The organism is Rhizobium sp. WSM4643, assembly GCF_025152745.1.
In the GTDB taxonomy this organism is placed as follows: domain Bacteria; phylum Pseudomonadota; class Alphaproteobacteria; order Rhizobiales; family Rhizobiaceae; genus Rhizobium; species Rhizobium leguminosarum_I.
In genome coordinates this window covers 2,573,786-2,587,565 of sequence record NZ_CP104040.1, presented here as the reverse complement: position 1 = coordinate 2,587,565, position 13,780 = coordinate 2,573,786, and the positions used below count along the sequence as shown (strand labels likewise).

The following is a 13,780-nucleotide window of genomic DNA, read 5'->3' as shown; positions in this document are numbered from 1 at the left end:
ATGTCATCAGCGCTCAAGCAGATCTTTCTCATGATCAGAGTCAATCTCGGCAGCCTGCCGCGGCGGCTGTGGATCTCGTTGTCGATGGTGTTGTCGGTGGCCCTAGTGGTGGCGGTGCTTGCGGGTTTTCTCGCCATGGCCAGGGGCTTTGAGGCAGCCCTCCAAGGCACGGGTTCGCCTGGCATCGCCGTCATTCTCGGCGGCGGCACCAACCAGGAGACCGGCTCGGATGTGCCGGCCGAAGCGATCCGCAGCCTGACCGCCGCAACCGGCGGGATCGGCGTGGCGCGGAATGCCGGCGAACTGGCGCTGTCGCGCGAGATCATCGTTCCCGTCGATGTCGTCAGGGCCAGCGACGGCGCTGAGCAGACACTGTCGCTGCGGGGCATGGATCTGGCCGGCCCCGGCTTGCGCGACCGCGCCACGCTCTCCCAAGGGCGGCTGTTTTCGCCGGGCGCGCGCGAAATCGTCGTCGGCGGCCGCATCGCCGATGAATTCTCCGGCTTCGCCGTCGGCGACAAAGTACAGCTCGGCGCGATGGACTGGACGGTGACAGGGCATTTCACGTCAGGCGGCAGCGCCTTCGAATCCGAGATCTGGGCGGATCTGGAGGCGGTGCAATCGGCCTTCGACCGGCAGGGACAGGTGCAGAGCCTGCGCGTACGGCTTGCGGGGGCAGGCGGATTGCCGGTGCTGCAGGAGCATCTTTCCGCAATTCCCGGCGCCCCGCTCACCGCCGTCTCCGAGGCCGATCTCTATGCCGCGCAATCCGAGCGCACCGCGAGCCTCATCCGCCTGTTCGGCTGGCCGCTGGCGCTTTTGATGGCGGTCGGCGCCACCGCTGGCGCGCTGAATACGATGATGAGTTCGGTCTCCGACCGCACCGTCGAAATCTCAACGCTGCGCCTGCTCGGCTTCGGCCGCCTGCCGGCCTTTATTGCCACCTGGGTCGAGGCCGTGGCTCTCTCGGTCGTGGGGGCCGCTCTCGGCATCCTCGCCTCATGGCTCGCCTTCAACGGCTGGCAAGCCAGCACGATGGGCGCCAACAACACGAAGATGGCCTTCCAGCTCGACGTCACCACCGACGTCGCGCTCACCGCCGGGCTGCTGGGGCTTGCCATCGGCATCATCGGCGGAGCGTTGCCGGCGCTTGCCGCGACAAGGTTGCCGCTGACCTCGGCATTGCGGGCGAGGGGATAGAGGCTGGTTGTCTAAACCTTCCGGGCGGGTCACGCCATCGCGGCGACCGCCCTGATCGGCCCGAGGGAGACATCCGCTACAGGCGGAGCGCCGCCGCCTCATCTGTGCAGCCCGCGGAAACTATGGCATAACTAGGCCATGGCAATGAATGTCTTGGCGGTCCATCGCGACACGGTTGGGACGGAACAGGCGGCAGACAATTCGCTTGCCGCCGGCTATTCCGTGGGCATTCTCTGCTGGCTGCTGTCGGCCGGCGTCTATATCGCCGCGAAATGGGTTTCTTCGGAGATGCCGCCTTGGGCGCTCTGCTTCTGGCGCGTGCTGATCGCCTTCGCGATCCTGATGCCGATCGTGCGCCGGCATTTCGGCGACATGGTCGCGCTGGTGCGGGCTCGCGCCCTCGAACTGCTTGTGATTGGCGGCGTGGGACTGGCGATCTGCCAGGGCATGATTTTTGTCGGCCTCGAACATGCCGATGCCACCACTGCCGGCATCATCATTGCCCTGATCCCGATCATCACCATGATCCTTGCCCGCTTGATGCTGGCCGAGCCGATGGGACGCTGGCAGGTGATCGGATCGATCTTGGCCTTTCTCGGAATCGTGGTCATCATCATCAAGGGTAGTCCGGCCGCGCTGATGCGGCTCGACTTCAACCCGGGTGAACTGTGGATCGTCGCCGGCGCGTTCTGTTTCAGTCTCTATACCGTCCTGCTCCGCCGCGCGAAATTCGATATGAATCGCCTTGCGCTCCTGGTGCTGCTGCTCGGTGCGGCGGTGCTGACGGCGCTGCCCTTCTACCTGTCCGAGCTATTCTCAGACGAACGCTCGACGCTCAACGGCAGCGGGCTTATCGCGCTCGCCTATGTTGCGATCCCTGGCGGGGCGGTCATGTACTACCTCTTCAATCGTAGCATCGAGGCGCTGGGGGCGGCTCGGGCTGGCGTCCTCCTCTACATTCAGACCATCTTCATCGCCGTGCTCGCCTATCTGATCCTTGGCGAGCAGTTGCAACGCTATCACCTCGAAGGCGCGGCACTCATCATCGCCGGCTTGCTTCTCATCATCCTGCTGAAGCCGAAGATCAAGGCCGAAGCGGCTACTGCATAATTCCTTAAATCGGGATCGATTTAAGGATAAAATTATGCAGCAATTCAAAGTGCTACAGCGTCCTTTGCGCGTCTGAAAAGACGCGCGGCGCTGGAGGGCCTGAGGTCTCCCCATCGCTGCGACATGGTTGCCGCTGACCTCGGCTTTGAGGGCGAGGGGGTAGGGTTTCACCTTGGAGTGCGCCTTTCGCTTGCGCTCAAGGCGTTCGTCGCTGGCGCTCCTCCCCCTGAGCGCAAGCGAAGGCACGAATCACATGACGCGCAGACAGAAGGCGACGTACACCTCGCGCAAACACGCAGCGATTTATTCATCTCTAAGTCGCCGATTTCTCGGCCAAAGTTGTAACTTTCGTCACACCAGGCCATTGCCTGTGGAATAAGGTCCGCGAGGCGCGCATTGCCCCATTGACAACATCTTATCGCCTTTTTGCCGTGGCCGGTTGCCCCCGCCGCATGCGATCAGCCGATCCTGGGCGGTCCCGGCGGCGACATTAGCGATCCGACGAACAGGGCAACATGGCGATATGACAGTCTACTATGTGAACTCAGCGACTGGTTCCGACCGCAACGGTGGAACGGGCCAGAACTCGGCTTTTGCGACTTTGTCCAAAGTGGAATCCTTGAAACTGAAACCCGGCGACAGCGTGCTTCTTGCCAAGGGAAGTGTGTTCAACGAGCAGTTCGATATCAAATATTCCGGCAGCGAGAATGCGCCGATCAAGATCGGCAGTTACGGGACGGGCGCTGCGCCCGTCATCCACAGCAGCGGCGACGGCATCCACAGTCTCTATGCCTCAAACATCGTCATCGAGAACCTGAAGATATCGAATACAGCAGGTGCTGGCATCTATGGCGGCAGTGTCACGAACTGGACGGTCCGCGACGTCGAGATCGCCAAGACTGGATTGTCGGAAAACGCCGGTGCCGTGACCTTTCGGAGCAGCAAAAACATCACGGTCGAAGACAGCAAGATTTCGGACGTCAGAGGTGACGGCTTCTGGATCGAAAAGGTCAACGGCATCAAGCTTCTCAACAATACCGTGACCAACGCCCATGGGACGACGGCCGATGCCGTGCAGATGAACGACAGCAGCGACATTCTGATCAAGGGCAATCATCTCGACCAGACGCATGCCGATAGCCCGAAGGGCGTTATCGCTCTCGTCAGGCCGGTGAATGCCGTGGTCGAGGATAATGTGCTTACCGGCGGCGGCTTCGGCATCAGCGCGCAGGCCGGCAAGAATGTTGCCATCCGCGACAACGACATATCGGGTTTTCACGGCTACAGCTGGTCCTTTGCCGTCGGTCTCGGCGACAAGGGCGATACGAGAGACTACGATATCGCGGGCAACCACATCCATGACGGCGCCCGGGGCGTGGTCATCTCCGCTGCCGGCAGCCCGAGCTATGACCGCACGAATATCAAGGTCCACGACAATGTCTTCGACGACCTCTCACAGGCGGCGTTGAATGTCGACAGGCCCGCATCCGGCTCCTTTTCCAACAATACCATCGAGAGCGGCGTCAAGGCCACCAGCATATCGCCTGATATCGTCGGCGCGCACACCTTCTCCGTCAGCAACAACCATACGGTCGCCAATGTCGAGACGGCGCTGGCGAGCCCGGTTGCCAAGACCGCTGCAGCGACGGAGTCGGCTGCGGATCCGGCAGTCGTCGCTGTCCATGACAATTTGAAGATCCTGACCGATACGGGCGCTGCCCATCATGGCAATCTCCTCGAAAACGACAGCTCGGACAATGACACCCTGGTGCTTCGGCGCTTCGGGGACGAAACCGTCGGCAAGCACGGCCTGACGCTGACCGGGGAATACGGCGACATCCATGTGGACCGGGAAGGCAACTACGCCTACATGCTCGATGAAACGAAACTCCCTGACCATAGCGGACATGTAAGCGAGTCCTTCACCTATGGGATCAACGATGGAAGCTCGCATCATAGCGACGGGGATACGTTGACCGTCTTCATCCACCTGGATGGCTTGCTGAGCTGAGGTGAGCGTGCCGGGAGCGGCGCTACGCCCGGAGACCTTCCTTCCGGGGAGGCGTTGCTCTCGCCACCAAATGGCTTCACAGCGTCCCTCATCCGGCTGTCGCCGGGTGAGGGTAAGGGGCTGCAAGCGGCCTCAACCTTTCCGGCTGGCGACTGACCTGAAACAGAACGTCTACACTCCTGCGACCATACGTCGCCAAGGAGGACGATTACCGTTTATTCACCTTTCGGTCGCTTTTTGGTAGATTTTTTCCGTATAAGTTGTCATTTTTAGGATACCGCCTCCGCCAGGCGTTCTCGGGACCAAGGCAGGCCCACAGGGTCTGCCGACCGTCGTGAAGGCAACTCGAAGGCCACGGCCTTTAGCCCCGACCACATCCGATCCACGTGTCGCAGCTGATCCAGACGGCTGCGCGGCAATTCGAGAACAAGGCGATATGACGATCTATTATGTGAATCCGGCGATAGGCTCCAACGGCAACAGCGGAACGAGCGAGGACACGCCGTTTTCGTCGTTCTCGGCGGTGGAAAGCTTGAAGCTGCAGCCGGGCGACAGCGTGCTGCTTGCCGCCGGAAGCGTGTTCAATGACCAGCTCGATCTGAAATATTCCGGCACAGTGAGTGCCCCGATCACCATCGGCAGCTACGGGGTCGGCGATGCGCCAGTCATCCATAGCCCCGGCGATGGTATTCACAGCCTTTATGCATCGAACATCGTCATCGAGAATATCAAGATATCGGACACAGGCGGGGCAGCCATCTATGGCGGATATGTTTCGAACTGGACCGTGCGCAACGTCGAGGTCGATCATACCGGTTTGGCGGGCAAGTCAGGTTCCGTCACGTTCAGGACCGGCTCGAACATCACCATCGAAAACAGCACGATCAACGACGTCAACGGCGACGGCGTCTGGATCGAGAAGATCAACGGCGTCAATTTTCTCAACAACACCGTCACCAACGCTCACGGCACCGCCGCAGATGCCGTGCAGATGAACGACAGCAGCAACATCGTGATCAGCGGCAATTACCTCGACCAGACGGGTGCAGCGACGCCGAAAGGCGTCATCGCGCTCGTTCGGCCTGTCAATGTCCTGGTCGAGGACAACGCGATTATCGGTGGCGGCTTCGGGATCGGCGCACAAGCCGGCACCAACGTCGCTATTCACGACAACGATATTTCAGGTTATGGCGGCTATAGCTGGTCCTACGCTATCGGCCTCGGCGACCAGGGCGACACGCGGGATTACGATATCTCGGGCAATTACATCCATGACGGCGTATGGGGCGTGGCGATCAGCGCTGTCGGCACCCCCACTTACGTTCGCGAAGATATCAATATCTACGGCAACGTTTTCGATGACCTGTCCTCAGCGGCGCTGAAGGTCGACAGGCCGGCATCCGGCTCGTTCCACGACAATGTCATCGCCAGCGATGTCACGCCCTACAGCATCTCCCCCACCATCATCGCCGCGAACACTTTTCCCGTCAGCAACAACACGACGCTCGACGAGGCCCAGGCGACGATGCTTGCGAGCAGCGATAGTCTCGCGGTCGGCGATGTGACGCACACGGACACGGCGCCTGCGCTTGTCGCAACCCATGACAGCCTGAAAATCGCCTCCGATCTGGACGCCGCCCATTACGGCAATCTCCTCGAAAACGACAGCTCGGCCAACGGAACCCTGCTGCTTCGCCGCTTCGAGGGCGAATTCGTCGACAAGGACGGCGTGACGCTGACCGGCAAATACGGCACCATCCATGTCGACAGTGACGGCGATTACACCTATACGGCCGACGCGGCGAAACTCGCCGGGCTCAGCGGAGACGTGAGCGACACCTTCCACTACAAGATCTCCGATGGGACTTCGCTGCATTTTGACACGGATACGCTGAGCGTCTCCATCCATGTGAATGATTTGCTGAGCTGATGGCGTTGCATCATCGCGGCGGCAGTCCGCCCAGCACTTGCGAAGTCTCATTGATCGCCGAGCAGGATCCTGATGACGTCGACTTCGATTTCCGCGCAGATGATCTCGTATTCGGTGATGATTGCGGGATCGGCCGATCTATCCCGGCGCATGCGATCGAGGACGGCGCAGGCTTCGCCGTAGGCGCCGCATAATTCGTAAAAATGGGGCTGGCTCGCCGCGGCTGTTCTGATCGTCGCCCGCGTCGCAGGCAGCCTCATCATCAGCCTGGCCAGCCCCTGTTCCGCGGCTTGCCGGGTGATATGGGCTACGCCTTCTTTCCTGACCATGCCGTCATTCCTCGCCGCCTGTCTTTTCCCATTCAGGGGGTACGCAAGACCCATCCCCAGAGTAGTACGCAGGAATGCTGCATCTGGTTTCATGCCGGATGAAGGATTAGCGTCGCGGTGCTGGGCGTCTTCGACCGAACTCGGCATTGCGGGACAATCGGCACAGCAATCCTACGGCCGGTGCTACCAGCGCAGGAGGCGAGGCCCGAGGAGGGCGCCGATTGCACCGGTCAAGAGGATGCCGAGCGAATACCAGAGGGTGACGAAGGGCAGGCCGTTTTCCGTACAAAACCAGGAATAGACCCAGGCGCCGGATGCGCCGGCGGCAATGCCGGCGATGAAGCCTGTAATGCCGAGGTTGCTCGGCGCGCCGCCACGGAGAACCCAGGTATTTGCAATCAGGATCGGCGTGGCAAAGGCAAAGATCAGCAGCGGGCAATGCAGGGCGGAGGAGCCGAGCACCAGAACGGTGTAACTTGCGGCCGGCGACAAAGCGAGCTGGATGACCGCCATGACGGCGAGAGCGAGTATGATGGCCGCGGCAATGCCGAAAAAGCGGCCTTCCGAGCCATCCGGCCGGGACAGGCGGTAAACGGCCGCGAAGGCGGCGATTGCGAGCAAGGCATTGTAGGCGGACTTGATCCAAAAGACCGGCAGCATCAGAGCCTGAGCCATATCGGTGCGAAGGCCGACGACCATAAGCATCAGCAGCAGCGAGACTGCTAAGGCCGGCAGGATGGCGAGCGCGAAGCGGCGTTCGAGCGCATGCGTCGGTACCGGCTTCAGATCCCGGACAAGGCTGTCGATCACGTCCTCAGTTTCTCTCACATTCCACCTCGCAATCTTGCCGCCAGCGCCTTGATGCCCCTGTGAACGCCGACCTTGACCGCCGATTCCGACTGTCCGGTGCGGATTGCCGTGTCGGCCACCGACTGCCCCTCGAGCTTGATCTGCCGGATCAACTCCTGCTGGTGCTGCGGCAGGCCGTTCAACAGCCGTTCGACATCCATGCGCGCTGCAATCGCATCCTCCCTGAAGTCGTCTTCGATCTCTTCGTCCAGTTCTATTTCCGCCTTGTACCGGCCGCCATGCTTTCGGTGGTGGTCGATCAGCTTGTAGCGGGCAATCGAGAAGAACCACGCGGTGAAGGGCCGCTCCCTGTCATAGGTCGCCCGGCGCGAATGCAGCGCCAGCAACGTCTCCTGCACGAGATCTTCCGTGTCGGACTTCGCGGAAGTGCCGATCCGCCCGCCGTAATAACCGACGAGCAGGGTTCGCAATGTCACGAGCAGACGCCGATAGGCTATCTCGTCCCCATCGAGGGAAAGAAGCATCAGCATCTTCAGTGCTTGTTCCGAATGGGTGCTCGTCATGTCGTCTGCAATATCATTCGGGTGGATGACGCTTTGGTTACAGGCAGGTTCAAAAATGTTCCTGCAGCAATTCAAAGTGTACAGCGTCCTTTGCGCGTCTCCAAAAGGCGCGCGGCGCTGTAGCGCTATCACATAAGCGTGAGGCTGTAACCGTCTTCGCAAGGAGATCGAATTCAGGACTGTGAGTCGTCGGCGGGTGCCGGCGGGCATGTCAATCGATCCGAGGAGACCCTCATGACCAAGATCCTTTCCAGCCTTGCCGCCTGCAGCTTCGTCATCGGCCTGTCGCTTGCCGGCGCGGCCAGCGCCCAGAGCAGCGATGCCATGAAGAAAGACAGCATGAAGACCGATGCGATGTCGAAGGACGCCATGTCCAAGGATGCAATGTCGAAAGACGCAATGGCGACCGGCAGCACCAAGGCCGACTGCATGCACAATGCCGGCATGGAGAAGGACATGATGAAGAAGGACACGATGATGAAGGCCTGCGACGCGATGAAGTAAGTTTAGCCGCGGCCGCTGAAACTTTATCGCCGGCGGCCGCGTCTTCTTTTGTCAGGCCTTTCATGTCGATTTGGAGGAACTATAATGGCCACGACCGATGCCGGCACGGCGAGCGGATCTACGCTCTTCTACCGCCATGGCCTGCTGGTGCGCCTGTCGCATTGGGTGAACGTGCTGTGCATGACGGTGCTGCTGTTCAGCGGCCTGCAGATATTCAATGCCCACCCGGCGCTCTATTGGGGGCAGTACGGCGCTGATGACGATCCATCCTTCATTTCCATGGAGGCGGAGCAGGAAGGCGATGCGCTGAAGGGGGTGACGCGCGTGGGTGGATTGAGCTTCGACACGACGGGCGTTCTCGGGGTTTCGAATGTCGACGGCGAGGCTGCAGTGCGCGGTTTTCCGAACTGGCTGACCTTGCCGAGCTATCAGGATCTGGCATCGGGCCGGCGCTGGCATTTCTTCTTTGCCTGGCTGTTGGTCATCAACGGCTTCATCTATCTTGCCTACGGTTTTGTCAGCCGGCATTTCCGACGCGATCTGCTGCCGGCGGTCGAAGAACTGAAGCCTTCGCATCTCGGCCATGAGATCGTCAGTCATGCCCGGCTGCGCTTTCCCAAGGGCGCCGAGGCACGCCATTATAATACGCTGCAGAAACTCGCCTATGTCGCCGTGATCTTCGTGCTGCTGCCACTGATGATCGGGACAGGCCTTACCATGTCGCCGGGCTTCAATGCGGTCGCGCCCTGGCTGCTCGATCTGTTCGGCGGCCGGCAATCGGCCCGCACGCTGCATTTCCTGACCGCTTTCTCGCTCGTCGCCTTCGTCGCCGTGCATGTGGCGATGGTGCTGGTCTCGGGCGTGTTCAACAATCTGCGTTCGATGATCACAGGCTATTACGACATCGGGCAGGGAGGAAAGTCATGAGCCGCATCATTACAAGGCGTCGCTTCCTGATCGGCGCAACCATGACGGCATCGGCGCTGGGGCTTGCCGGCTGCGATGCCCTCGTCGAAAACGATCGAACGAAATCGGTTCTGAAGATCGCCGAAGGCTTCAGCATGAAGACGCAGCGCTTCTTGCTTGGCGATGACGCGCTCGCCCGCGAATTCACGGAAGCCGATATCTCGCCGACCTTCCGCGCCAATGGCACGAGCATGCCGGACAATGCCCGGTATAGTGACTGGATGAACCAGCGGTTTTCGAGCTGGAAGCTCGAGATCGGCGGGCTGGTCGACAGGCCGATGCAGCTGTCGCTGGCGGAGCTGAAAGCCCTGCCGGCCCGCACGCAGATCACCAGGCATGACTGCGTCGAGGGCTGGAGCGCGATCGGCAAATGGACCGGCGTGCCGCTCGGCGCGCTGCTGCAGGCGGCGGGCCTGAAACCCGAAGCCCGCTACATCGTCTTCCACTGCGCCGACGAATACGAAAAGACGCTCGACGGCAGCGGCTGGTATTACGAAAGCATCGATCTCGTCGATGCGTTCCACCCTCAAACGATCCTTGCCCACAGCATGAACGGCCGCGATCTCGAAGTCGCCCACGGCGCGCCGCTCAGGCTCCGGGTCGAGCGTCAGCTCGGCTACAAGCAGGCAAAATACCTGACCGGCATCGAAGCCGTCGCCGATCTCGGCCAGCTCTACGGCGGCAATGGCGGCTTCTGGGAGGATCGCGGTTACGAATGGTATGCGGGCATATAGGCGGCGGTCATAGAGCTCGTCCCAGTTCTATCAGGTAGAGAGCGAAAGCTTCTGCCTCGCACCGCCAGTGCTCGAAATGGCCGCCGAGGTGCAGGCGGGCGGCAACCGACGCGCACGAGCGGCATTGACATTGCCGCCATCCAGGACGAACTCGAGTTCCAGCAAGCTCGTCATCGCCTCAAAAGATTCATTTGGGCCCTGAGTTCAATATTTGCCGAACAATACCTGCATCACTGCTGGTGTTTTCGAAAAAGAACGAAGCGGAACACGGCGCCCGCAGGACAGACAGGGAAGCCGGATCCGGGTCCGGAAGAATAGTGGCGGTGGGACCTCGAAGTGGCGGCAGCGGTGAGCCTGAACTGCGCAAGGCTATAAGGTAGGAGGTAGGCGGCATGATCTCGCTGAATGCGGTGTTATCCCAGGTCACGGTGAGGGTATGAGGCGCCGTGCCACGCAGAACTTCCTCGACCACGATCTCCAAGCGCGCATAGTCAGTCATAAAACTATTCGCGTTCCCGAGAAGTTCCCGGACTTTGCCACTACTGTGGGCAAGGAATTCCTGATGTCGTTTCCTCGCCTCGGGGTCGAGAACCAACGTGTATTTCGTCACGCGACCAACGACCACGACGTCTGCATATGAAACATCGTGAAGGTCCATGGAGGCAATATCAATACATGCACTGGTCGGCCCGGCTGCCAGCATGGCTCCGAGGTTGAAGAGCGCAACAAACCCAAAACCTCGCATCCTCATCCTCCATCCTCAACACTCTGGTCTGAACCGGGAAGCATAGTATCCCGATTATCTTGTCTTGGCGAAGTTGCAATACGGACCTTCGCGGATGGCGATCTACAGCTCCGGCCATGCATTCCCCAGGTTACCTGCGCTCAGGCAGAAAGACCGATGGTGATGGTGGCGGACAGCACGCCGCCATCGAGCTTCTCGAAATCGAAGATGTGATCGGCGGCGTCTTCGGGGATGATGCCGTCCTCGTCGTTGCGCGTATCGCGGGCAGGGCGCCCGAGATAGTCAGGATGCTCGCCATAGATGATGTCGCTCAGCGCATCGTCGAAATAGATCTGACTGACGAGTAGCTCCTTGCCGTCGACGAGGATACGGCAATGAACATGCGGCGTGCGGCCCTTGTACCATCCGGGATAGGCCGTCAAAAAGCTTGCCTGCCCCTTGGCATCCGTCAGCTGGCGGCCGCGGAAGGCGAGCCCGCTGATCGCCTCGGCATCGCCGAAAGTGCACATCTCCGCAGCCTCGCGGCCGGAATAGATGCCGCGATGATCGGTATGCCAGATTTCGATATCGGCATTTTCGATCGGCCGGCAATCGGCGGCATGAACGATGCGGACGTCGAGCCGCAAAGGCAGCCCGGTCTTTCCTTCCGAGACGTCCTGTCGGGCCGGGACATTGTTGACATGGCAGGGGCCAAGGGTCTGGGCGACGGTGACGACGCAATTCGGACGGCTACGGAAGAGCGGCTCGGGCAGCTTTTCCAAGATAACCGATTTCGTGCCGCCGCTTACGAAATCGGTTCCCTTCCATTCGAATGTCCTGGCGGCAACAGCGATATGCCGCCGCGGCCAGATTGCCGCAGCCACGGATGATGCGACAATGGCCGCACCGCCAAGCACAAGGGTCCGCCTTTTCATCTGTCTTCCTTTGCCTCAAGACGCTGGATTTAAGGAGGATGCGCAGCAAACTCCAATTAAATCCAGGCAATGATCGATGGCAACGCGATCATCGGCGTCAGATGTCTGCCGAGACAGTAGGGCTGCGGTCCAGAAGCGGAGATTCCGTCCCGCGCATTGACGAGAAGGCGTATTCTTCCGATGCTGGCACATGGAAGAGTTGCTCTAAGCTGTGCACTGGGGTTCGTCGCGAAAATGCAGGGTAACGCTTTGAATTGTTATATAATTCTTTGAAACGACTCCAGATTTGAATTATGCAGAAGGTATCCGAAATTCGTTGCTGAGCCGGGGCAGGGGCACATGGAACCAACCCACTTATTCGAGCTCGTCATCGCGATGTTTCTGGCGATCATCGCGCTGCACTATGTTGCCCACCGGCTCGGACTGCCGCCGTCCGTCGCGCTGCTGACTGGGGGCGCCTTGCTGGCCTTTGTACCGGGGTTGCCGGCGATATCAGTCGATCCGGAGCTGGTGCTCGTCATCTTCCTGCCGCCGTTGTTGATGGACGGGGCCTGGTCCATTGCGGCGGCGCGGTTGCGGCGGCATGTGATCGGCATCACCTCGCTTGCCGTCGGCGCGGTGTTCTTCACCTGCGCGGTCATCGCCGTCGTCGCCCATCTCATCTTTCCATCGATTCCCTGGGCAGCTTGCGCAGCCCTCGGCGCGATCGTTGCGCCGCCGGATGCAGTTGCGGCGCGTGCCGTGCTGCAGCGCGTCAGGCTGCCGCGGCGGCTTCAGATTCTGCTGGAAGGCGAGAGCCTGCTCAATGATGCGAGCGGCCTGGTGCTCTTCCGTTTTGCCGTTGCCGCTGCCGCAACCGGAGCCTTCAGCGCGACGGAGGCGGCCGGCAGTTTCCTCGTGCTGGCGCTCGGCGGCGCCGTCATCGGCATCGTGGTGGGAATGGCGTGGTTCAAGCTTGTCCGGCGCCTCGGCGACGAATATCTCGTCATCGCGGCCTCGGTGCTGCTTTGCTGGATTGCCTATCTCGCCGGAGAACAGCTGCATGTTTCGGGCGTCATCGCCACCGTGACCGCGGGCCTCATCATGAGCTGGCATCAGCACACCGTGCTATCAGCCGCAATGCGCGTGCGCGGCGTCTCGTTCTGGACGGTGATGATCTTCCTGATGGAAGCGGCGGTCTTCATCCTGATCGGGCTGTCGCTGCGGGATGTCGTCGAACGCGGCGGCGGCTTTGCCACCGTAATCGCGACGATGGGGCTACCGATGCTGGCGATCCTCGTCGCACTCGTTCTGGCGCGGTTTGCCTGGGTCTTTGCCTGCGATTTCGTCGTCAGGTTCTGTGCTTCGCTGGGCTTCGCACGGGCCCAACCGCTTGGCGTCGGCGGCGCTGCCGTGCTCAGTTGGGCGGGCGTGCGCGGTGTGGTGACGCTCGCTTTGGCGCTGAGCTTGCCCGAGGGGTTCCCGGGCCGCGACTTCATCCTCGCCACCTCCTTCGCGGTCATTCTCGGCACCGTGCTCATCCAGGGTACGACATTGGGGCGGGTGATTGCCTGGGCGCGGCTGGTGGAGCCGGAGTCGGAACATGCGCGCCTGACGATGAGCCAGGCCGAAGCCGCCATGGCGCAGGCGCAGTTCGGCATCGTCCAGAGCTTGGCCTATGACGCGGAAGGAAAACTCATCCACCCGCAATTGCTGGAGCGCTACCAGCGCCGCGCCACGTCGATCATCGACTACGCCGAGAAAACCGAGCAATACATACCGGCGCTGCATGCGCATTTCGACGTCGTTCTCGAAGCGGTTGCCATCGGGCGTCGGGAAATCATACGCCTCCATCGCGCCGGCGAGATCGACGATGAGACGCTGCTGGAGCTGGAACGGGATCTCGATCTCGAGGAGCTGAGTGCGATCTCGGCCAAGGCGTGAGGTTCAGCGCCTCGCGCCTTCGGCTTCAACGCATTGCGATA

At 60.8% G+C, this 13,780-nt stretch carries 13 protein-coding genes; 8 read left to right on the top strand and 5 right to left on the bottom strand.

The features are described 5' to 3' along the window. The 4 genes from N1937_RS13065 (at position 1) to N1937_RS13050 (ending at position 6,251) form a co-directional block, all read left to right on the top strand. On the top strand, positions 1-1,200 hold the full coding sequence (locus N1937_RS13065; protein WP_260056333.1) for an ABC transporter permease: 1,200 nt from the start codon (positions 1-3) through the stop codon (positions 1,198-1,200). A gap of 138 nt (positions 1,201-1,338) precedes the next feature. Then, positions 1,339-2,310, top strand: a complete 972-nt coding sequence (locus N1937_RS13060; RefSeq protein WP_260056332.1) for a DMT family transporter — start codon at positions 1,339-1,341, stop codon at positions 2,308-2,310. Positions 2,311-2,833: 523 nt separating this feature from the next. Continuing rightward, positions 2,834-4,321, top strand: coding sequence for a right-handed parallel beta-helix repeat-containing protein (locus N1937_RS13055; RefSeq protein WP_260056331.1), 1,488 nt, complete (start codon positions 2,834-2,836; stop codon positions 4,319-4,321). Between the two features lie 436 nt (positions 4,322-4,757). Beyond that, on the top strand, positions 4,758-6,251 hold the full coding sequence (locus N1937_RS13050) for a right-handed parallel beta-helix repeat-containing protein (RefSeq protein WP_222291254.1): 1,494 nt from the start codon (positions 4,758-4,760) through the stop codon (positions 6,249-6,251). A gap of 47 nt (positions 6,252-6,298) precedes the next feature. Here the strand turns inward: N1937_RS13050 and N1937_RS13045 are convergent, their stop codons facing one another. The 3 genes from N1937_RS13045 to N1937_RS13035 form a co-directional block, all read right to left on the bottom strand. After that, positions 6,299-6,580, bottom strand: coding sequence for a nodulation protein (locus N1937_RS13045; RefSeq protein WP_130785932.1), 282 nt, complete (start codon positions 6,578-6,580; stop codon positions 6,299-6,301). Positions 6,581-6,763: 183 nt separating this feature from the next. Beyond that, positions 6,764-7,408, bottom strand: coding sequence for a DUF1109 domain-containing protein (locus N1937_RS13040; RefSeq protein WP_260056330.1), 645 nt, complete (start codon positions 7,406-7,408; stop codon positions 6,764-6,766). Continuing rightward, the gene (locus N1937_RS13035; RefSeq protein WP_222279132.1) at positions 7,405-7,953 is read right to left on the bottom strand and encodes a sigma-70 family RNA polymerase sigma factor; all 549 of its coding nucleotides are present in this window, start codon (positions 7,951-7,953) and stop codon (positions 7,405-7,407) included. Before N1937_RS13035 ends, N1937_RS13040 begins: the two co-directional genes overlap by 4 nt. Before the next feature lie 234 nt (positions 7,954-8,187). Between N1937_RS13035 and N1937_RS13030 the strand changes: the two genes are divergently transcribed. The 3 genes from N1937_RS13030 (at position 8,188) to N1937_RS13020 (ending at position 10,157) form a co-directional block, all read left to right on the top strand. Then, positions 8,188-8,457, top strand: a complete 270-nt coding sequence (locus tag N1937_RS13030) for a pentapeptide MXKDX repeat protein (RefSeq protein WP_017964840.1) — start codon at positions 8,188-8,190, stop codon at positions 8,455-8,457. Between the two features lie 84 nt (positions 8,458-8,541). Continuing rightward, complete coding sequence (locus N1937_RS13025) at positions 8,542-9,384, top strand: cytochrome b/b6 domain-containing protein (protein WP_222331685.1); 843 nt, start codon at positions 8,542-8,544, stop codon at positions 9,382-9,384. After that, a complete protein-coding gene (locus N1937_RS13020; RefSeq protein WP_170255141.1) occupies positions 9,381-10,157 on the top strand; it encodes a molybdopterin-binding protein in 777 nt (258 codons plus the stop codon). Before N1937_RS13025 ends, N1937_RS13020 begins: the two co-directional genes overlap by 4 nt. Before the next feature lie 187 nt (positions 10,158-10,344). Here the strand turns inward: N1937_RS13020 and N1937_RS13015 are convergent, their stop codons facing one another. Together N1937_RS13015 and N1937_RS13010 are read right to left on the bottom strand one after the other, a co-directional pair. Further along, positions 10,345-10,902 carry a hypothetical protein gene (locus tag N1937_RS13015; protein ID WP_170255142.1) on the bottom strand — a complete coding sequence of 186 codons (558 nt, stop codon included), beginning with the start codon at positions 10,900-10,902 and terminating at the stop codon, positions 10,345-10,347. 140 nt (positions 10,903-11,042) lie between these two features. After that, positions 11,043-11,816, bottom strand: a complete 774-nt coding sequence (locus N1937_RS13010) for a dioxygenase family protein (RefSeq protein WP_260056329.1) — start codon at positions 11,814-11,816, stop codon at positions 11,043-11,045. Between the two features lie 339 nt (positions 11,817-12,155). Here N1937_RS13010 and N1937_RS13005 point away from each other — a divergent pair, with 339 nt between their 5' ends. Beyond that, the gene (locus N1937_RS13005; protein ID WP_260056328.1) at positions 12,156-13,739 is read left to right on the top strand and encodes a Na+/H+ antiporter; all 1,584 of its coding nucleotides are present in this window, start codon (positions 12,156-12,158) and stop codon (positions 13,737-13,739) included. Positions 13,740-13,780: the final 41 nt, after the last annotated feature.

Coding starts and splice junctions, on each gene's coding strand:
- N1937_RS13015 (WP_170255142.1), bottom strand. CDS start 10,902: ATGCGAGGTTTTGGGTTTGTTGCGCTCTTCAACCTCGGAGCCATGCTG.
- N1937_RS13030 (WP_017964840.1), top strand. CDS start 8,188: ATGACCAAGATCCTTTCCAGCCTTGCCGCCTGCAGCTTCGTCATCGGC.
- N1937_RS13050 (WP_222291254.1), top strand. CDS start 4,758: ATGACGATCTATTATGTGAATCCGGCGATAGGCTCCAACGGCAACAGC.
- N1937_RS13035 (WP_222279132.1), bottom strand. CDS start 7,953: ATGACGAGCACCCATTCGGAACAAGCACTGAAGATGCTGATGCTTCTT.
- N1937_RS13010 (WP_260056329.1), bottom strand. CDS start 11,816: ATGAAAAGGCGGACCCTTGTGCTTGGCGGTGCGGCCATTGTCGCATCA.
- N1937_RS13005 (WP_260056328.1), top strand. CDS start 12,156: ATGGAACCAACCCACTTATTCGAGCTCGTCATCGCGATGTTTCTGGCG.
- N1937_RS13055 (WP_260056331.1), top strand. CDS start 2,834: ATGACAGTCTACTATGTGAACTCAGCGACTGGTTCCGACCGCAACGGT.
- N1937_RS13065 (WP_260056333.1), top strand. CDS start 1: ATGTCATCAGCGCTCAAGCAGATCTTTCTCATGATCAGAGTCAATCTC.
- N1937_RS13025 (WP_222331685.1), top strand. CDS start 8,542: ATGGCCACGACCGATGCCGGCACGGCGAGCGGATCTACGCTCTTCTAC.
- N1937_RS13045 (WP_130785932.1), bottom strand. CDS start 6,580: ATGGTCAGGAAAGAAGGCGTAGCCCATATCACCCGGCAAGCCGCGGAA.
- N1937_RS13020 (WP_170255141.1), top strand. CDS start 9,381: ATGAGCCGCATCATTACAAGGCGTCGCTTCCTGATCGGCGCAACCATG.
- N1937_RS13060 (WP_260056332.1), top strand. CDS start 1,339: ATGGCAATGAATGTCTTGGCGGTCCATCGCGACACGGTTGGGACGGAA.